An 18790-nucleotide genomic window follows, 5' to 3' on the forward strand; every position below is an offset into this window, starting at 1 on the left:
ATAAATTGGCATTGACAATGTGCACGCTGTTGAGTTCTCAAGGACCAGACGCACCCCCCACTCGACTCCATCAGGAGTTCCGCCAGAGGGGCATTCGTTCTCGGCTGCCACCGGCAACGCGTCGGACCGAGGTCCTGTGGCTCATCCCGAGGGGAGAGGGCCGGTGGAGTAGTCATCCTAAGCGTCGGAGCGATCGAGCACAAGGCCTGATCTGAACTCCGGTGGAGGATGGTCCCGCTTGAGGGCCGGCGTGCTCTGGGCTTTCGCTCCAGCCGCTCCGCCGCACCTTTGGGGTGACGAGTAAGAACTCTACGCAGCGATCCCGGGGAGCGCCAACTGCCCCGCCTCCCGGGCGTGTCGCGTTGTGCAACACGGCGGGGAACAACTCGTGCCCGCTTCCCCGGGTACGGGCGAGCGGGCACGAGTGGTGTGCGGGATCCGGTGTCAGACGAGGGTGACGCCGGCGAGGGTCTTCTTCCCCCGTCGGAGCACCACGATGCCACCGGGGAGCGCGAGGTCGGCGAGCAGCGCGGTGCCTTCCTCGACGCGGACGTTGTTCACGGAGACCCCGCCCTGGTCCACTGCACGCCGGGCCTCGCCCAGCGACTTCACGAGTCCGGTCTCGACGAGCGCGCGAGCGACGTCGGCATCCCCCGCGAGGGTCACCGATCCGGGCAGCTCGGCGATGGCGGACCGGAGGGTGTCGGCGTCGAGGGCACCGAGGTCGCCGTTGCCGAACAGCGCGGCCGCGGCGTCGATCGCCGCACGGGTGGCCGCCTCGCCGTGCACGGTCGCGGTCACGTCGTGAGCCAGGGTCCGCTGGGCCTCGCGACGGAAGGGTTCCTCGGCCACGGCACGCTCGAGCCGCTCGATCTCCTCGCGGGACAGGAAGGTGAACTCCCGCAGCCGGGCGATCACGTCGGCGTCCGAGGTGTTGAGCCAGAACTGGTAGAAGGCGTACGGGGACGTCATCTCCGGGTCGAGCCAGATGGCGTTGCCCTCACTCTTGCCGAACTTCGTGCCGTCCGAGTTCGTGATGAGGGGCGTCCCGATCGCGTGCACCGATGCACCCTCGGAGCGTCGGATCAGCTCCGTGCCCGAGGTCAGGTTGCCCCACTGGTCGGATCCACCGGTCTGCAGCGTGCAGCCGTACTGCCGGAAGAGCTCCCGGTAGTCGAGTCCCTGCAGGATCTGGTAGCTGAACTCGGTGTAGCTGATGCCCGCGTCGGAGTTCAGGCGCGCCGCGACCGCGTCCTTCTTCAGCATCGTGCCGACGCGGAAGTACTTGCCGATGTCACGGAGGAAGTCGATCGCGGACAGCGGCGACGTCCAGTCGAGGTTGTTCACCAGCCGCACCCCGTTGTCGCCCTCCGGGCTGAGGAAGCGTGACACCTGGGCCTGCAGCCGGCTGACCCACTCGGCCACCGTCTCCGGGGTGTTCAGGGTGCGCTCGGCCGTCGGGCGCGGGTCACCGATGAGCCCGGTGGATCCGCCGACGAGCGCGAGCGGCTTGTGCCCGGCCAGCTGCAGCCGACGCATCGTGAGCAGCTGGAGCAGGTTGCCGCAGTGCAGGGACGGGGCCGTCGGGTCGAAGCCGCAGTAGTAGGTGACCGGCTCGCCGTCGAGGGCCTCCTTGAGCGCCGTCTCGTCGGTGGAGACGTGCACCAGACCGCGCCAGCGCAGTTCGTCCCACACCGAGGCGAAGGTGGGGTCGTTCCGCTGGCGTGTCAGGACGTCGTGATCGGTTGCGCTGGACACACGACGATCGTAGCGGCGTGCGGCGGCGCACCGGGATCCGGCCGGGAGGCGCGGTGCCGGTTCACCGGTCGACCGCACCCTTGTGACGCCGGTAGGTCGAGACCGTCGGGTCGCCCGCCAGCCAGAAGCGCCAGGGGAACGACGCGCCGCCGGCGATGCCGCCGACGCCGGTGCGCGGTCCCCGCGCGATGCGCGGGCCGAGCCCGTCGGCCGGCCCCGACGGTCCGGACAGGAGCGCGTCGGCGACCGCAGCGGGTCCGTGCTCGGTGATGCGCGCCTCCAGGCCGGGTGCCAAGGTGAGCACGAAGGGACCGGACCCGTCGAGCACCGACGTGCCGTCGTCCGTGCCGAGGACCGCGCCGAGCGCGGTCCCGAGGTTGCCGGGACCGCGTGCGAGCGCGACGTCGGCAGGCCGGTCGCCCCGGCGCGCCCGAGCGGTCGCGACGCCGTCGACGACCTCCGCGGCCCGGAGGAGCGACCCGGACGACGTGCCCTCGGGGCCGCTGACCACGTTGACGCACGTGTGGATCCCGTAGGAGCGGTAGGCGTACAGCGTGCCGGGCGCACCGAACAGGTGCCGGTTCCGCTCGGTCATGCCGCGGTGCCCGTGGGAGCCGGGGTCGGTCGGACCCCAGTAGGCCTCGACCTCGGTGATCCGGAGGGTGACGCCCCGACCCGAGATCGTCGCGCCGAGGAGGGCCGGCGCCGAGGTCGGTGCCGGCAGCTCGAGCAGCGCGCGGAGCGGGGACGTCATCGGGTGAAGGGCGCCCCCGCGGCCAGGTCGTGCACCCGACGGGTCAGGGACGCGAGCTGCTCGGCGACGCGGTCGGGCGCAGTGCCGCCGACGCCGGCGCGGGACGCGACGCTGCCCTCGATCGTCAGGACACCGCGGACCTCGGGGGTCAGGTGCTCTGACACCGAGCGGTACTCGGCGTCGGTCGGCTCGTCGAGCTCGATGCCGCGTTCCTCGCAGTGCCGGACGAGCGCACCCGAGATCTCGTGCGCGTCGCGGAAGGGCACGCCCTGGCGGACGAGCCACTCGGCGACGTCGGTGGCGAGCGAGAAGCCCTGCGGCGCGAGCTCGGCCATCCGGTCGGTGTCGAAGGACAGCGTCGCGACCATGCCGGTGAACGCGGGCAGCAGGACCTCGAGCTGCGCGACCGAGTCGAAGACGGGCTCCTTGTCCTCCTGGAGGTCGCGGTTGTACGCGAGCGGGAGCCCCTTCAGCGTCGTGAGGAGCCCCGTGAGGTTCCCGACGAGACGCCCGGACTTGCCCCGGGCGAGCTCGGCGATGTCGGGGTTCTTCTTCTGCGGCATGATGCTCGAACCGGTCGAGAACGCGTCGTGGAGGCGGACGAAGCCGAACTCCTTCGTGTTCCAGAGGATGACCTCCTCGGCGAGGCGGGACACGTCGATCCCGACCTGTGCCAGCACGAACGCGAACTCGGCCACGACGTCACGGGCTGCGGTGGCGTCGATCGAGTTGTCCGCCGGCCGGGCGAAGCCGAGTTCGTGGGCGATCGCCGTCGGGTCGAGCCCCAGCGAGCTGCCCGCGAGGGCACCGGCGCCGTACGGGCTGACGCTCGCGCGGTCGGCCCAGTCGCGGAGCCGCTCGAGGTCGCGGACGAGCGGCCACGCGTGCGCGAGCAGGTGGTGCGCGAGGAGCACGGGCTGGGCGTGCTGCAGGTGCGTCCGGCCCGGCATGATCGCAGCCGGGTGCTCGCTCGCCTGCTGGGAGATCGCGTCGACGAGGTCGATGACGAGCCGCCCGATGCGGCGACCGTGGTCGAGCATGTGCATGCGGCCGAGCGTCGCGATCTGGTCGTTGCGGCTCCGTCCCGCCCGGAGCTTGCCGCCGAGCTCGGAGCCGAGGTCCGCGATGAGCAGGCGTTCGAGGGCGCCGTGGACGTCCTCGTCGCCGTCGTCGGGGAGCAGCGAACCGTCGGCGTGGGCGGTCTCGAGCCGGTCGAGGCCGCCGAGCATGCGGTCGAGCTCGTCCGCGGTCAGGTACCCGGCCGTGTGCAGCGCCCGGGCGTGCGCACGCGATCCGGCGATGTCGTACGGGGCGAGCTGCCAGTCGAAGTGCGTCGACCGGGACAGCGCGGCCAGCTCGGCGCTGGGGCCGTCGGCGAAGCGCCCGCCCCAGAGGGCGCCGGTGTTCGTGGCGTCGGTCTTGGCGGGCTGGTTCGCGTCGGTCATGTCGTCCTGCCTGGTGGTGGTGTCGGGGTCGGTCGGTTCGGGTGCATCGGCGCGGGCTGTCGAGTGGCGGGTGCTGCTGGCGGCGGTCGTCTCGGAGCCCGGTCAGTTCGCGCGGTCACGCCGGGCGGCGATCCGGGCGGGTCGGGCCCACGCCGCGGCGAGGGTCACGGGCTCGTCCGACGGAGCGGCGGCGAGTTCGTAGTCGTAGAGGCTCTGGCCCGACCGGCGCCCGACCACGGTCGCGGTCCCGCCGTGGAGCCGGAGCCGGACGTCGCCGGAGACGTGCTCCTGGGACTGCTCGACGAAGGCGTCGAGCGCGCGACGGAGACCGCTCCCCCACCGCCCGTCGTGCACGAGGTCGGCCCACTCCTGGTCGACGGACCGCTTGCAGCGGAGCACGTCCCGCTCGAGGGTGAGCCGCTCGAGGTCGCGGTGCGCGGCGACGAGCGTGGTGGCGGCGGGGCTCTCCGCCAGGCGACGGACCTTCCGCCCGTCGAGCAGGTCGTCGATCCCGTCGTGCCGTCCGACGCCGTGCCGACCGGCGAGGGCGTCGAGTTCGAGCAGCAGCCGCAGGACCGGGAAGCGCTGGCCGTCGAGGGCGACCGGGACACCGTGCTCGAACGTGACCACGACCTCGTCGGGGTCGGGGGCGTCGGTCGGGTCCTGCGACCGCGTCCAGTCGTCCGCTTCGGCACCGGACCAGGGGTCGTCCGCCGCCGACGTCGTGACGAGTCGGCCCCACAGGTCCTGCTCGGTCCCCGAGGACGGGACGGCGCTCGTCGGCACGGCGACGACGTCGAGATCGGGGTCGAGCCCGCCGACCGCGGCGGCCAGGGCCACCTCGTCCGGGGCGACGGTGGCGTGGGCGACCGCGGTCGCGCCGAGCTGCCGGGCGGTGCGTACCAGGTGGGTCGCGACGAGGGGGCGGCGGAGTGCCGGTACGAGCACCCGGTCGCCGTCGCCTGCGTTCGCACGGACCGCCGCGACGACGTACTGCTCCGCGAACTCGGCCTTGGCGTCGACGACGATGGCGTCCACCGCACCCGCCGTGCGGGCACGGTGGCGGACGGCGTCGACCTCGCGCGACCGCCCGCCGACGTCGACCACGAGGGCCAGGACCTCGTGGTCGACACCGAACTGCCGGACGGCGGCAGACGGGTCGACGCCGGCGGAGCAGGCCACCACGATGCGGTCGGTCACGGTCGGGTCCCCGGTCCGCTCAGACGGCGAGCGGGGCGGGTGCCGCGGGCGCACCCGTGGCGTTCGCCGCGAGGAGCCAGGCGAGCAGGGCCTTCTGCGCGTGCAGTCGGTTCTCCGCCTCGTCCCAGATGATGCTGCGCGGTCCGTCGATCACCTCGGCTGTGACCTCGTACCCGCGGTCGGCGGGCAGGCAGTGCATGAAGACCGCGTCGGCCGCCGCGTGGCCCATCAGCTCGTCGTCCACGCGGTAGCCGGCGAAGGTGTCGAGCCGCGACTGCTTCTCGTCCTCCTTGCCCATCGACACCCACGTGTCGGTGACGACGACGTCCGCTCCGGCGACCGCCGCGACCGGGTCGGTCACGACGAGGACCGAGCCGCCCGTCTCGGCGGCACGACGCTCGGCGTCGGCGACGACCCGGCTGTCCGGGCTGAACGCCGCCGGAGCGGCCACGCGTACGTGCATGCCCGCCGTCGCGCCGGCGAGCAGGTAGGACTGCGCCATGTTGCTGGCACCGTCGCCGATGAAGGCGACGGTCTGGCCGGCCAGGGTCCCGCGGTGCTCGCGGATGGTGAGCAGGTCGGCGAGGAGCTGGCAGGGGTGGAAGTCGTCGGACAGCGCGTTGACGACGGGGACCCGCGTGCCGGCGGCCATCTCCTCGAGCCCGGACTGCGCGTAGGTGCGCCAGACGATCGCCGACACCATGCGCTCGAGCACGCGGGCGGTGTCGGACGGGGTCTCCTTGCCGCCGAGCTGGCTGTTCGCCGTCGTGATGACGAGCGGGCTGCCGCCGAGGTCGGAGATGCCGACGTGGAAGGACACCCGGGTACGGGTCGACGACTTGTCGAAGATCACCGCGACGGTCTGCGGTCCGGCGAGGGGCTGCTCGCCCCAGCGGTCGGCCTTCACCTGCGCGGCCAGGTCGAGGATCGCGGACTGCTCGGCCTGGGTGAGGTCGTCGTCGCGGAGGAAGTGGCGGGTCATGCGGAGGTCTCCTGGGTGGGGGTGCCCTGCTCGGCGGCCACGGCGGCCAGGCTCTCGCCGAGGATCGACACGAACTCGTCGATCTCGTCGTCGGACACGATGAGCGGCGGCGCGATGCGCAGGCTCGACTCGTTCGGGGCGTTGATGATGAGACCGCGCCCGAGGGCGGCGGCGTTGACGGCGGGCCCGACGGGTGCGGTGAGCCCGACGCCCACGAGCAGGCCCGTGCCGCGGACCTCCTGCACCAGCGGCGATCCCAGCCCCGCGATGCCGGCACGGATGCGCTCGCCCTTCGTCACCGCTCCGGCGACGAGGTCGGCGCGCTCGATCTCCTCGAGGACCGCGTTCGCGACGCGGGTGCCGAGCGGGTTGCCACCGAACGTCGATCCGTGCTGCCCGGCCGAGAACAGCTCCGACGCCCACCCGAACGTGACGAGTGCCCCGATCGGGAAGCCGCCGGCGATGCCCTTCGCGATCGTGACGGCGTCGGGGGTGAAGCCGTGCCCCTGGAACGTGAACCAGTTGCCGGTCCGACCGACACCGGTCTGGATCTCGTCGAGGATGAACAGCGCGCCGTGTTCCTCCGTGAGCCGTCGGGCGGTCTGCAGGAAGCCCTCGGGCAGGTCGACGACGCCGGCCTCGCCCTTGATCGGCTCGACGATGAGCGCGGCGACGGTGTCGTCGATCGCGGCCTCGAGCGCCTCGACCGTCGAGTCGATGTGCTCGACGCCGGGGACCATCGGCAGGAAGTCCTCCTGCAGCGCGGGCTTGCCGGTGAGCGCGAGCGCGCCCATCGTCCGGCCGTGGAAGCCCTGCTTGAGCGCGAGGATGCGGGTCTTGCGGCCGTCGGCGCCCTTGTTCAGACGGGCGAGCTTGAAGGCCGCCTCGTTCGCCTCGGCGCCCGAGTTGCCGAAGTACACGCGGCCGGCCGCACCGGCCCCGGTGATCCGCTTGAGCCGCTCGGCGAGCTCGAGCTGCGGCGGTGTCGCGAAGTAGTTCGACACGTGGACGAGCTTCGCGGCCTGGTCCGCGACGGCGTCGACGAGCGCCGGGTGCGCGTGGCCGAGCGAGTTCACGGCGATGCCGGCGAGGAAGTCGAGGTACTCGTTGCCCTCGACGTCCCACACGCGGCACCCCTTGCCGTGGTCGAGCATGATCTTCGGCGGTGTCAGGGATCGCATGAGCGACGCCCCGAACCGGTCGTTCCAGGTCTGGGTCTGCGTCTCGGTGCTCACTGCTCGTTCCCCTTCTGCGTGGTGCTCGTGGTGTCGGCGGTGTGCCGGCCCGGGTCTGCTGCGGACTCCGGGACACGGCGTCCGACCTCGGCGTGGGTGTTCTGGTTCTCCGTGCGACGGCTCGGGTCCGGGATCACCTCGGTGCCCGCACCCCGGAGGGTGAAGACCTCGAGCAGGATCGAGTGCGGGATCCGGCCGTCGATGATGGTCGCGCCGCCGACCCCGCCGACCACGGCGTCGAGGCACGCGGTCATCTTCGGGATCATCCCGGACTCGAGGGTCGGGAGCAGCTCGCGCAGCTCCTCGACCGCGATGAGGTCGATGATCGAGTCGCGGTCCGGCCAGTTGCGGTAGAGCCCGGGGACGTCGGTCAGCATGAGGAGCTTGGCGGCGCCCAGCGCGATCGCCAGGGCACCCGCGGCCGCGTCGGCGTTGACGTTGAGCGCCTGGTCCGGGTGGGCGTCGTCGATCGCGATGCTCGAGACGATCGGGATCCGACCGGCAGCGATCGCGGCGAGGACCCCCGAGGGGTCGACGTGCGTGATGTCGCCGACGTGCCCGAGGTCGAAGTGCTCGCCGTCGACGACGACGCCCTTCTTCTCGCCGGTGAACAGCGAGCCGCCGTCACCGGAGACCCCGACGGCCAGACCGTCGCCGTGCTCGTTGACCAGGTCGACGATCTCGCGGTTGACCTCGCCGGCCAGGACGTCACGGACCACCGTGATCGCCTCGGTCGTCGTGACCCGGTAGCCGCCGCGGAACTCGGACTCGATGCCCTGCTCCTTGAGCGCCGCCGAGATCTGCGGACCGCCGCCGTGCACGACGACCGGGTGCAGACCGGCGTAGCGCAGGTAGACCATGTCCTCGGCGAACGCCCGCTTGAGGTCGTCGTTCACCATCGCGTTGCCGCCGAACTTGACGACCACGGTCTTGCCCGTGAACCGCTTCAACCACGGCAGGGACTCGATGAGCGTCGCGGCCTTGACGGCGGCGAGCTCGTGCTCTTCTTCCTTGGTGAGGTCGCTCATCAGCTGGAGTACGCGCTGTTCTCGTGGACGTAGTCGTGCGTCAGGTCGTTCGTGAGGATGGTCGCCGCGTGCGTGCCCACCCCCAGCTCGATGAGCACGTGGGTGTCGCGCGGGGTCAGGTCGACCTCGTCGCTCGGCCGGTCGGGGGCACCGGCGTGGCACACGCGCACCCCGTTCATGCTGACGTCGACCGCGTACGGGTCGAACTCGGCGTCCGTCGTGCCGATCGCGGCGAGCACCCGGCCCCAGTTCGGGTCGTTGCCGAACACCGCGGCCTTGAACAGGTTGTTGCGGGCCACGCTGCGACCGACGGTGACGGCCTCGTCCTCGCTGACCGCGCCGGTGACCGTGATGGTGATGTCGTGGCTCGCACCCTCGGCGTCCTGCTGGAGCTGCCGGGCGAGGTCCGCGCAGACGGCGGTCAGGGCCTCCTGGAAGTCGCCGACCTCCGGTGTCACACCGCTCGCGCCCGAGGACAGCAGCACCACCGTGTCGTTCGTCGACATGCAGCCGTCCGAGTCGACCCGGTCGAACGTGACGCGGGTCGCCGCGCGGAGCGCCTGGTCGAGCTGCTCGGGGGTCTGCACGGCGTCGGTCGTGATCACGACGAGCATCGTGGCGAGCCCGGGTGCGAGCATGCCCGCACCCTTCGCCATCCCGCCGACGGTCCAGCCGTCCTCGGTGACGACCGACTGCTTCGGCGTCGTGTCCGTCGTCATGATCGCGGTCGCGGCATCGGGGCCGCCGGCCGCCGACAGCGCGGCACTCGCCAGTTCGACCCCGCGGAGCACGCCGTCGCGGAACGTCTGGTCACCGACGCCGATCAGGCCGGTCGAGCACACGACGACGTCGCCGGCGCCGATTCCGAGTGCGTCGCCGACGGCCTCCGCGGTCATGTGGGTGGTCTGGAACCCGAACGGGCCGGTGAAGCAGTTAGCGCCACCGGAGTTGAGGACGACGGCCCGGGCGACGCCGTCGCCGACTGCCTGGCGCGACCAGATCACCGGGTGCGCCTGCGCGCGGTTGCTCGTGAAGACCGCGGCTGCGGCTGCGTCCGGCCCGTCGTTCACGACGAGGGCGACGTCGGGCTTCCCGCTCGCCTTGAGTCCGGCGGTCACGCCGGCCGCGCGGAAGCCCGCAGCGGCGGTCACGCCCTGGAGGCCCGTCCCGGCCTGGTCCGTCGAGGTCACGTCGGTCACGGGGCGACTCCGTCCACGCTGAGGCCGAGGGTCTCGGGGAAGCCCAGGGCGATGTTGGCCGACTGCACGGCCGCGCCGGCGGTGCCCTTGGCCAGGTTGTCGAGGGCGCTCACGGCGACGACGCGACCGGCGGCCTCGTCGACGGCGATGCCGACCAGCGCCGTGTTCGCGCCGACGGTGTCCGCGGTCCGCGGGAACTCGCCCTCCGGCAGCAGGTGCACGAACGGCTCGTCGGCGTACGCCTGCTCCCAGGCGAGCCGGACGTCGCGGGCGCTCACGCCGGGCGACAGCCTCGCCGTCGTGGTCGCCAGGATGCCGCGCGACATCGGGACCAGCACGGGCGTGAACGAGATCCGGACGTCGCCGGCCCCGGCGGCCACCAGGTTCTGCTGGATCTCCGGGATGTGCCGGTGGGTGCCGCCGACCGCGTAGGCGCTCGCGGATCCCATGATCTCCGATGCGAGGTACGTGGTCGCGAGCTTCTTGCCGGCACCGCTCGGGCCGACGCTCAGCACCGCGACGAGGTCGTCCGTCTCGACGAGTCCGGCCTGGACGCCGGGCTGGATGCCGAGCGTCACCGCGGTGACGTTGCACCCGGGGACGGCGATCCGCTTCGTCGCCGCGAGCTCGGTGCGCTGCCGCCCGAGGCCCTCGATGTCGTCGACGTCCCGCCACTCCTCCGCGGTCCCGGGCGCCGGCGCGGCGTGCAGCAGCTCCGGCAGGCCGTAGGCCCACGCGCCGTGGTACGCGCCGCCGTAGAACGCGTCCCAGGCCGCCGGGTCCGTCAGCCGGTGGTCCGCGCCGCAGTCGACGACGAGGGTGTCCTCGTCGAGCTCCGCCGTGATCGCACCGGACTGCCCGTGCGGCAGCGCGAGGAAGACCACGTCGTGTCCGCGCAGGTGCTCCGCCGTCGTCTCGACCAGGGTCATGTGGGCCAGCGATCGCAGGTGCGGCTGGGTCGCGACGAGCGGCTGACCGGCGTTGCTGTGCGCGGTCACCGTCCTGATGTCGAACTCCGGGTGGGCGGCGAGCACGCGCAGGAGCTCTCCGCCCGCGTAGCCGGAGGCTCCCGCCACGGCGACGGATACGGACATGGGTTCCACCTTTGGTCGGACTGGTCGTCGAGAGAGTCGGAGGCGGCGGCCCCGGGCGGTGCTGATCCGGTGGATCAGTCGCGCAGGGTCGCCCCGAATCGCTCGCCGGCACGTCGGACGGCGCCGTCACGGGCCTCGGAGGCCTCGGCAGCGGTCAGCGTGCGGTCCGTGGCGCGGAAGCGCAGCGCGAACGTCAGGGACTTCTGTCCCTCGTCCACGCCCGTGCCCCGGTAGTCGTCCACGAGCCGAGCATACTCCAGCAGCTCGCCGGCGCCGGAGCGCACGGTCTCGAGGACGTCGCCCGCGGGCACGTCGACGCCGACCACGAGGGACAGGTCCTGCGTCGCGGCCGGGTACGACACGATCGGCGCGACCGACACGAGGTCCGGTGCCGCGGCGATCAGCGCGTCGAGGTCGAGCTCGACGACGGCGACCACCCGCGGCAGCACCGCGGCCTCGGTGAGGACGGGCAGGAGCTCACCCGCGACGCCGACGACGGTGTCGCCCACGAGCAGCGAGGCCGCGCGCCCCGGGTGCAGGGACGGGTGGCTCGTCTGCGCGATGCGGAGCTCCACGCCGACCGCCCACGCCACCGTGCGGGCCACGTCGAGCGCATCGGCGACACCGTACGGCTCCGGCTGCACGCCCGGCTGCTTCACCGTGCGGTTGCCCGTGAGGAGGGCCGAGAGGTGGAACGGCTGGGGCGGGAGCGCGGCGTCGAGCGCGGCCAGGGTGTCGGCGGCGGGCAGCGCGGCGCCCGCCGGGACGGTCTCGGTGCCGAGCTCCACGCCGGTGGTCGGCAGGAACACCCGCGAGGTCTCGTACAGAGCGACGTCGACGAGCCCGCGGGACACGTTCCGCCGCGCGGCGTCGACGAGTGCCGGCAGCCCGCTGCGACGGAGCAGCGACTGCTCGCTGTCGAGGGCGTTCGCGAGCACGACGCTCGGTCCGCCGTCCCCGTCGATGCCGGGGTACGCGTCCTGGATCGTGGGGGAGACGAACGGCGCGGTGACGACCTCGACGAGGCCGTCCGCGGCGAGGGCGGCGGCCACCCGACGACGAGCCAGCTGGTGGCGCGTGAGACCACGCCCGGGCGGGGCGACCGGCAGCACGCTCGGGATGCGGTCGTACCCGACGATGCGTGCCACCTCCTCGACCAGGGTGGTGTCGTCGGTGAGGTCGGGGCGCCAGGACGGCGGCGTGACGACGAGGAGGTCCCCGTCCGCCTCGACCGACGCGCCGATCGCGCGGAGGGTGTCGACGACCTCGGCGTCGGTGTAGTCGACGCCGACCAGCTCGGCCGGACGTGAGAGCCGCATCGTGGTGGTCGGGCGCGGCTCGGTGTCGACGAGCGTCGAGCCGAGGGCGTCCGCCGTGCCGCCCGCGAGCTCGACGAGGAGCTCGACGGCGCGGTTCGCCGCGGCCTCGGCGACGAGCGGGTCGACCCCGCGTTCGAAGCGCTTCGAGGCCTCGCTCGGCAGCTTGTGGCGACGGGCGGTCCGGGCGATCGAGACCTGGTCGAAGCCGGCCGCCTCGATGAGGACGTCCGTCGTGCTGCCGGAGATCTCGGTGCGGGCGCCGCCCATGACGCCGGCGAGCCCGACCGGGCCCTCGTCGTCGGTGATGACGAGGTCCTCGGGGTCGAGCGTGCGGGTCGTGTCGTCGAGGGTGACCAGGGTCTCCCCCGTGGTCGCGCGACGGACCCCGAGGCCGCCGACGACCTTCGCGAGGTCGTAGCCGTGCAGGGGTTGCCCGAGCTCGAACATCACGTAGTTCGTGACGTCGACCGGGAGCGAGATGGAGCGCACGCCGGCGAGCGAGAGGCGGGACACCATCCACGCCGGTGTCTTCACGGTCGGGTCGATGCCGCGCACGACGCGCGTGACGAAGGTGTGCGCGCCGACGCGACCGCGGATCGGTGCCCGGTCGTCGATCGTGACGCGGAAGCCCTCGCCGGAGCGGGGCGTGACACGCTCCACGGGGTCGTGGAAGCTCGCGCCCGTCGCGTGGGCGTACTCGCGCGCCACACCGCGCATGCTCATCACGTACCCGCGGTCCGGCGTGACGTTGATCTCCACCGCCGCGTCGTCGAGGCCGAGCAGCGCGATCGCGTCGGCGCCGACCTCCGGGTCCATGCCGAGGTCCGCGAAGCGGAGGATGCCGTCGTGCTCGTCGCCGAGACCGAGCTCGCGCGCCGAGGCGATCATGCCGTCGGGAACGTGGCCGTAGGTCTTGCGCGCGGCGATCGGGAACGGTCCGGGCAGGACGGCGCCGGGCAACGTCACGACGACGAGGTCGCCCACGTCGAAGTTGTGCGCACCGCAGACGATGCCGCGCGGTTCGGGCTCGCCGACGTCGACCTGGCACCAGTTGATCGTCTTGCCGTTCTTCTGCGGCTCGGGCTCGCGCTCGAGTACGCGGCCGACGACGATCGGGCCGGTCAGGTCGTAGGTGTGGATCGCCTCTTCCTCGAAGCCCACCGACACGAGCGCCGCGTGGACGTGCTCGAGGGTGACGTCGTCGGGCAGGTCGACGGACTCGCCGAGCCAACGGAGTGGGACGCGCATCAGACCACCGTTCCGAACTGCTGCGAGAAGCGGACGTCGCCCTCGAGGAAGTCACGCATGTCGTTCAGGCCGTTGCGGAACTGCAGCGTCCGCTCGATGCCCATCCCGAACGCGAAGCCCTGGTACTCGTCCGGGTCGATCCCGGCGGCACGCAGGACGTTGGGGTTCACCATGCCGCAGCCGCCCCACTCGACCCAGCGCGCCCCGCCCTTGGCGTTCGGCTGCCAGACGTCCATCTCGGCGCTCGGCTCGGTGAACGGGAAGTAGTTCGGGCGCAGGCGGATCTGCGCCTCGGCCCCGAAGACCTGGCGCGCGAAGTGCTCGAGCGTGCCGCGCAGGTGCGCCATCGTCAGGCCCTTGTCGATGGCGATGCCCTCGACCTGGGTGAAGACCGGCAGGTGGGTCGCGTCGAGCTCGTCGGCGCGGTAGACCCGCCCCGGGGCGATGACGTAGAGCGGCAGGTCACGCGACAGGAGCGAGCGGACCTGCACCGGCGAGGTGTGGGTGCGCATCACGAGGTGCCGGTCGACCGGTTCGACGAAGATCGTGTCCGCCATCGCACGGGCGGGGTGGTCCGGGTCGAAGTTCAGGGCGTCGAAGTTGAACCACTCGTGCTCGAGCTCGGGGCCCTCCGCCACCTCCCACCCCATGCCGACGAAGATGTCGGCGACGGTCTCGTTGAGGACCGACAGGGGGTGGCGCGAGCCCGGGGTCCTGCGGCTCGGCAGCGCCGTGACGTCGACCCGCTCGGCCTCGAGCCGGGCGCGCTCCTCGGCCTCGGCCAGGACGGCTTCCTGCTCGGCGATCGCCTGGTTCACCTGCCCACGGGCCTGCCCGACGAGCTTGCCGGCCGCGGCCTTCTGCTCCTTCGGCACGGTGCGCATCGCGGCGTTCATCCGCGCGAGTGCGGACTGCTCGCCGGTGTGCTCGGTCCTGGCCTGCTTCAGCTCGGCCACGGTCGTCGCGGCACGGACGGCGGCGAGGGCCTCGTCCACGGCGGCGGCGACGGCCGGTTCGCTGATCTCGAGGTGTTCTGACACGAGGCCCAAGCCTACCGGCCCGTGGGATACCGCCGTCCTGCACCGATCGGACGGTGGACGGCGACGCGGACGACCCCGCCCGTGCAGGACTACTTCGTCCGGTGGGCGAACGCCGACTCGTACAGGCAGACCGACGCGGCCGTCGCCAGGTTCATCGACTCCGCCCTGCCGTAGATCGGCACCTTGACGGCTCGGTCGACGAGGGCGAGGTCCTCCGCCGTCAGCCCGCGTGCCTCGTTCCCGAACACCCACGCCGTCGGCCCGTCGAGCATCCCGTCGGCACGGACGTCCGGCAGGTCGTCGCCCGAGACGTCGGCCGCGAGGATCGTGTACCCGAGGCCGCGTGCCCGGGAGACCGCGTCCGCCAGGGTCACGCCGACCGACACCGGGACGTGGAACAGCGAGCCCGTGGTCGAGCGCACCACCTTCGGGTTGTACGGGTCGACCGAGCGCCCGGTCAGCACCACGGCGTCGGCCCCGGCGGCGTCCGCGGCGCGGATGATCGTGCCGGCGTTGCCGGGGTCACGCACCTCCTCGAGGATCGCGACGATCCCCGGGAGGCCGCCCCGTTCCTCCAGGCCGTCGACCGTGTCCGGGAAGACGTCCTTCACCGACGTCGGGAACTGCTGGCACACCGCGACCACGCCCTGCGGGGTCACGGTGTCGGCCATCGTGTCGAGCACCTGCTCGGTGACGAACCACGTGTCCACCGGTGCGTCGTCGAGCGCGTAGCGCGCGGCGGCCGTCGGCGTGACGTACAGCTCGCGGAGCAGCTCCGGCCGGTACGCGATCGCCTCGCGCACCGCCTGCGGCCCCTCGAGCAGGAACAGGCCGGTGTCGGCACGGACGTCCTTCTTCGCCAGGGCGGCCACGGCCCGGACACGACCGGACTTCGGGTTCTCGAGGAGATCGCTCACGACACCAGTCTAGGAACGACGAAGCCCCCGCTCCGGAACGGAACGGGGGCTTCGGGTGGAGCGGTGACGACTACGCGGCCTTCGGAGCCGAGGTGTCGGCCGGGAGGGCGCCCTTGGCGGTCGCGACGAGCGCTGCGAACGTCTCGGGGTTGTTCACCGCGAGGTCCGCGAGGATGCGACGGTCGACCTCGACGCCGGCCAGGCCGAGGCCCTGGATGAGGCGGTTGTAGGTCAGGCCGTTCGCGCGCGACGCGGCGTTGATGCGCTGGATCCACAGGCGACGGAACTCGCCCTTCTTCGCGTGACGGTCCCGGTACGCGTAGACGAGGGAGTGGGTGACCTGCTCCTTCGCCTTGCGGTACAGGCGCGAACGCTGACCGCGGTAGCCCTCGGCGCGCTCGAGGATGACGCGGCGCTTCTTGGCGGCGTTGACCGCTCTCTTTACACGTGCCATTGATCTGTTCCTTTACGTTTCCGCCGGCTCAGTGGCCGAGAAGCTTCTTGACGTTCTTCGCGTCGGCCTTCGCGAGGACCTGGTCCTCGTTGAGGCGGGCCTTGCGCTTGGCGCTCTTGACCTCGAGGTTGTGACGCATACCGGCCTGCTGCTTCATGATCTTGCCGCTGCCGGTGACCTTGAAGCGCTTCTTCGACCCGGAGTGGGTCTTCTGCTTGGGCATGGAGGTGCCTTTCCGTGGGATGGGATGGGGGGCCGCGCCGTTGCGGGTGGGTCAGCTGCGCCGAGGGGCAGCTGCGCGGCGTGTCCGGGGAGGACCTACTCGGCCGGAGCCTCGACGGCCGCGGACTCGGTCGACTCGTCGGTCTCCTTGCCCTTCGCGGCGTGCTCCGTCGCGCGACGCTCGGCCTTCTGCGCAGCACGCTTGGCGTTCTGCTCGCCCTTGACGTCGGACTTGTTCTTGAGGGGGGCGATGATCATCGTCATGTTGCGGCCGTCCTGGGTCGGACGCGACTCGACGACACCGAACTCGGCGATCTCCTCGGCGAACTTCTGGAGGAGACGGACACCCTGCTCCGGACGCGACTGCTCGCGGCCACGGAAGAGGATCATCGCCTTCACCTTGTCGCCACCGAGGAGGAAGCCCTCGGCACGCTTGCGCTTGGTCTCGTAGTCGTGCACGTCGATCTTCAGGCGGAACCGGACCTCCTTGAGGTCGGTGTTCACCTGGTTGCGACGTGCTTCCTTGGCCTTCTGAGCGGCCTCGTACTTGAACTTGCCGTAGTCCATGATCTTGGCCACGGGCGGCTTCGAGTTCGGCGCGACCTCGACCAGATCCAGCTCGGCTTCCTGCGCGAGACGCAGGGCCATGGCGATCGGGACGACGCCGACCTGCTCACCCTGCGGTCCGACGAGACGGACTTCAGGGACGCGGATTCGGTCGTTGGTACGGGGATCGGTGATGCGGAGCTCCTTCAATCAGGTGGTGGTCGTCCGGGGCATCTGCCCTGGACGACGGCACGAGAGAGGAGATCTGACGCACGGATCTGGAACCCGTTCGGCAGCCGCCCGACGCCGTTCCGTCCGGAACGGCCAGCCGGCGCGGACGCCGGCGGAGCGGTTGGGACCCGGTAGCCTGTGGTGCACGGCCGCGGGTGGGAGAGACTCCTCTTCTACGACGCCGTCCGGTTGCCGGACCCGCTCGGAGAGCTGGTCGAAGCGCACGGACAGTATCTGCCGCCGATGAGTCTAGCAGAGGAGCACCGTGCCCGACACCCCCGAGAACGACAGCCCTGGGAACGACGTCCCGCAGGAGATCGCCGGCGAGGCGGCCGCCGCCGAGGCACGCGACATCGCCGAGGTCCCCGCCGTCGAGCTCATCAACACCGTGGCGGTGCACCTGCTGAGCGCGGCGGCCGTCAAGGTCGGCCTGGCCGACGACCCGCAGGAGCAGACGGACCTCGACGAGGCCCGGAAGCTCATCACGGCACTCGCCGGGCTCGTGACCGCCGCAGCCACCGAGATCGGCGACCACCACGCGCGTCCGCTGCGCGACGGGCTCCGCTCGGTGCAGCTCGCGTTCCGCGAGGCGTCGACGATCCAGGACGCCCCGGGCAAGGGTCCGGGCGAGAAGTACACCGGGCCCGTCAACTGAAGCGACACTGACGCGACACTGACGCGCCGCACCCGGTGACGGACGGGAGGCGCGTGACCGGCTGGTCACGCGCCTCCCGTCCGTCAGGGGCCGCTGCTGGTGCGGTGCGGTCAGCGGGCCGGCGCGGTCACCCCGCGTCGCGGGACGCGAGCCGCGCGCCCGCGGCGAGCGGGATGCCGGCCCAGTCCGGTCGGTTGCGGGTCTCGTAGACCACCTCGTACAGGGCCTTGTCGAGCTCGAACGCGTCGAGGAGCGCGCGGTGGCCTCCGAGGTCCGTGCCGGTGCCGCGCTGGTAGCCGTCGAGGAACGCCTCGCGGGCGGCCTGTGCCCACGCGCCCGCGTCGACGAACGCGGCGTCGTGCGCGAGCGAACCGGCGACGTAGTCGAAGGACCGCAGCATGCCGGCGACGTCGCGCAGCGTGACGTCCGGGAGCGAGCGCTCGGTGAGCGGGCGGAGCGGCTCCCCCTCGAAGTCGAGGAACACCCACCCGCGGGGCTCCGGCGCCGCGAGCACCTGGCCGAGGTGCAGGTCGCCGTGGATGCGCTGCAGGGCGGGCCACTCGGCCGCGGCGGCCCGGTCGTACACGGCGCGGACGGCGTCGACGTGCGGGGCGACGGTCGGGGCCTCGCGGACCGCGGCGTCGAGCCGCGCGTGCATCGTCGCGACGGCCGCGTTCCGGCGCGCCTCGTCGGCGGGTTCGGTCGGCAGCGCCTCGGCGAGGGTGCGGTGCACCTCGGCGAGCGCCGACCCGAGGGCCGCGGCGTGCGCGTCCCACGGCGTCCCCTCGCGGGCGTCGTGCAGCGCGACCCGCCAGGCGTCCTCGAGCCCGGGGAGGAACTCCTGGGCGAACGCGAGGTGTCCGGTGGCCGTCCCGTCCGGGCGTCCGGAGTCCGGCCACGTGGCGCGCAGGGCGCCGTACACGGTGGGGACCCGGGCGCTGCCGGCGGCCGACAGTGCGAGCTGCGTCGTGACGTCGGGGTTGTCGCCGTGGTGCAGGACGCGGAAGACCTTCACGATGACCTGCGCGCCGTCCGCGGTGTCGCAGATGACCGAGGTGTTCGACTGCTCGCCGGAGAGCACGCGCGACGCGGTCACCCGTCCGATCGGGCGGAGGGACGACGGGTCGGCGTCGATGCGCTCGGTCAGTTCCTGCACCCACGCGGTGTCGGTCGTCGCGTCGACCGGGTCCGACCCCGACCCGCCCGCATCCGGCGCCGGGGACAGCACCGGCACCTGGTAGAGCACCGGCCCGGTCGGAGCGTCGTCGAGGACGAGCCGGGTGCCGTCCGACTCGGACAGCGTGCGGAGGGACGGCGTGCTGCCCTTCGCCGTGTACCAGCGCTGCCGGGCGATCCAGCCCTCGAGCGTGCGGTCGTGGACGCGGTCGGGTGCCTCGGCGCTCATGGGGAGGACGCTACGCGTCGGGACCGGAGTACGCCCCGGGTGGCGCGTCCTCTGCTCT

General features: G+C 72.3%; 17 protein-coding genes. 1 reads left to right on the plus strand and 16 read right to left on the minus strand.

The features are described from left to right. Window positions 1–444: 444 nt before the first annotated feature. The 15 genes from tyrS to infC all read right to left on the minus strand — a co-directional run bounded on the left by tyrS (window position 445) and on the right by infC (window position 16651). On the minus strand, window positions 445–1758 hold the full coding sequence (gene tyrS, locus QUG92_RS14525; protein WP_289459648.1) for a tyrosine--tRNA ligase: 1314 nt from the start codon (window positions 1756–1758) through the stop codon (window positions 445–447). Between the two features lie 61 nt (window positions 1759–1819). Continuing rightward, window positions 1820–2512, minus strand: a complete 693-nt coding sequence (locus tag QUG92_RS14530) for a DNA-3-methyladenine glycosylase (protein WP_289459649.1) — start codon at window positions 2510–2512, stop codon at window positions 1820–1822. Continuing rightward, window positions 2509–3957 carry an argininosuccinate lyase gene (gene argH, locus QUG92_RS14535; RefSeq protein WP_289459650.1) on the minus strand — a complete coding sequence of 483 codons (1449 nt, stop codon included), beginning with the start codon at window positions 3955–3957 and terminating at the stop codon, window positions 2509–2511. The genes QUG92_RS14530 and argH overlap by 4 nt, the downstream gene beginning before the upstream one ends. Window positions 3958–4059: 102 nt before the next feature. Further along, entirely contained in the window at window positions 4060–5157 is a 1098-nt protein-coding gene (locus QUG92_RS14540; RefSeq protein ID WP_182047745.1) for an argininosuccinate synthase domain-containing protein, read from the minus strand. A 19-nt stretch (window positions 5158–5176) separates the two neighbouring features. Then, window positions 5177–6139, minus strand: a complete 963-nt coding sequence (gene argF, locus QUG92_RS14545; RefSeq protein WP_182047747.1) for an ornithine carbamoyltransferase — start codon at window positions 6137–6139, stop codon at window positions 5177–5179. Then, a complete protein-coding gene (locus QUG92_RS14550) occupies window positions 6136–7374 on the minus strand; it encodes an acetylornithine transaminase (protein ID WP_289459652.1) in 1239 nt (412 codons plus the stop codon). The genes argF and QUG92_RS14550 overlap by 4 nt, the downstream gene beginning before the upstream one ends. Next, window positions 7371–8402 carry an acetylglutamate kinase gene (gene argB, locus QUG92_RS14555; protein ID WP_182047751.1) on the minus strand — a complete coding sequence of 344 codons (1032 nt, stop codon included), beginning with the start codon at window positions 8400–8402 and terminating at the stop codon, window positions 7371–7373. Before argB ends, QUG92_RS14550 begins: the two co-directional genes overlap by 4 nt. Further along, window positions 8402–9601, minus strand: coding sequence for a bifunctional glutamate N-acetyltransferase/amino-acid acetyltransferase ArgJ (gene argJ / locus QUG92_RS14560; RefSeq protein WP_289459654.1), 1200 nt, complete (start codon window positions 9599–9601; stop codon window positions 8402–8404). The genes argB and argJ overlap by 1 nt, the downstream gene beginning before the upstream one ends. After that, entirely contained in the window at window positions 9598–10695 is a 1098-nt protein-coding gene (locus QUG92_RS14565; protein WP_182047755.1) for an N-acetyl-gamma-glutamyl-phosphate reductase, read from the minus strand. Before QUG92_RS14565 ends, argJ begins: the two co-directional genes overlap by 4 nt. A 74-nt stretch (window positions 10696–10769) precedes the next feature. Then, complete coding sequence (gene pheT / locus QUG92_RS14570; protein WP_289459656.1) at window positions 10770–13262, minus strand: phenylalanine--tRNA ligase subunit beta; 2493 nt, start codon at window positions 13260–13262, stop codon at window positions 10770–10772. After that, window positions 13262–14302 carry a phenylalanine--tRNA ligase subunit alpha gene (gene pheS / locus QUG92_RS14575; protein ID WP_289459657.1) on the minus strand — a complete coding sequence of 347 codons (1041 nt, stop codon included), beginning with the start codon at window positions 14300–14302 and terminating at the stop codon, window positions 13262–13264. The genes pheT and pheS overlap by 1 nt, the downstream gene beginning before the upstream one ends. A gap of 89 nt (window positions 14303–14391) precedes the next feature. Further along, window positions 14392–15219, minus strand: coding sequence for a TrmH family RNA methyltransferase (locus tag QUG92_RS14580; RefSeq protein WP_182047759.1), 828 nt, complete (start codon window positions 15217–15219; stop codon window positions 14392–14394). 70 nt (window positions 15220–15289) lie between these two features. Beyond that, a complete protein-coding gene (gene rplT, locus QUG92_RS14585; RefSeq protein ID WP_289459659.1) occupies window positions 15290–15673 on the minus strand; it encodes a 50S ribosomal protein L20 in 384 nt (127 codons plus the stop codon). Between the two features lie 28 nt (window positions 15674–15701). Further along, the gene (gene rpmI, locus QUG92_RS14590) at window positions 15702–15896 is read right to left on the minus strand and encodes a 50S ribosomal protein L35 (RefSeq protein WP_022903519.1); all 195 of its coding nucleotides are present in this window, start codon (window positions 15894–15896) and stop codon (window positions 15702–15704) included. A gap of 95 nt (window positions 15897–15991) precedes the next feature. Beyond that, on the minus strand, window positions 15992–16651 hold the full coding sequence (gene infC / locus QUG92_RS14595) for a translation initiation factor IF-3 (protein ID WP_182047761.1): 660 nt from the start codon (window positions 16649–16651) through the stop codon (window positions 15992–15994). A gap of 337 nt (window positions 16652–16988) precedes the next feature. On the opposite strand from infC, the gene QUG92_RS14600 reads away from it, so the two are divergent. Beyond that, window positions 16989–17327, plus strand: coding sequence for a DUF1844 domain-containing protein (locus tag QUG92_RS14600; protein ID WP_069711450.1), 339 nt, complete (start codon window positions 16989–16991; stop codon window positions 17325–17327). Between the two features lie 127 nt (window positions 17328–17454). Here the strand turns inward: QUG92_RS14600 and QUG92_RS14605 are convergent, their stop codons facing one another. Beyond that, the gene (locus QUG92_RS14605) at window positions 17455–18732 is read right to left on the minus strand and encodes a phosphotransferase (RefSeq protein WP_289459662.1); all 1278 of its coding nucleotides are present in this window, start codon (window positions 18730–18732) and stop codon (window positions 17455–17457) included. Window positions 18733–18790 lie beyond the last annotated feature (58 nt).

This window comes from Curtobacterium citri (genome assembly GCF_030362955.1).
GTDB classification, from domain to species: Bacteria; Actinomycetota; Actinomycetes; order Actinomycetales; family Microbacteriaceae; genus Curtobacterium; species Curtobacterium citri.

Bases quoted from the DNA above. Each gene is read 5' to 3' on its own strand.
- QUG92_RS14565 (WP_182047755.1), bottom strand. From the start codon at position 10,695: ATGTCCGTATCCGTCGCCGTGGCGGGAGCCTCCGGCTACGCGGGCGGA.
- QUG92_RS14530 (WP_289459649.1), bottom strand. From the start codon at position 2,512: ATGACGTCCCCGCTCCGCGCGCTGCTCGAGCTGCCGGCACCGACCTCG.
- rpmI (WP_022903519.1), bottom strand. From the start codon at position 15,896: ATGCCCAAGCAGAAGACCCACTCCGGGTCGAAGAAGCGCTTCAAGGTC.
- rplT (WP_289459659.1), bottom strand. From the start codon at position 15,673: ATGGCACGTGTAAAGAGAGCGGTCAACGCCGCCAAGAAGCGCCGCGTC.
- QUG92_RS14605 (WP_289459662.1), bottom strand. From the start codon at position 18,732: ATGAGCGCCGAGGCACCCGACCGCGTCCACGACCGCACGCTCGAGGGC.
- argB (WP_182047751.1), bottom strand. From the start codon at position 8,402: ATGAGCGACCTCACCAAGGAAGAAGAGCACGAGCTCGCCGCCGTCAAG.
- pheT (WP_289459656.1), bottom strand. From the start codon at position 13,262: ATGCGCGTCCCACTCCGTTGGCTCGGCGAGTCCGTCGACCTGCCCGAC.
- argH (WP_289459650.1), bottom strand. From the start codon at position 3,957: ATGACCGACGCGAACCAGCCCGCCAAGACCGACGCCACGAACACCGGC.
- argF (WP_182047747.1), bottom strand. From the start codon at position 6,139: ATGACCCGCCACTTCCTCCGCGACGACGACCTCACCCAGGCCGAGCAG.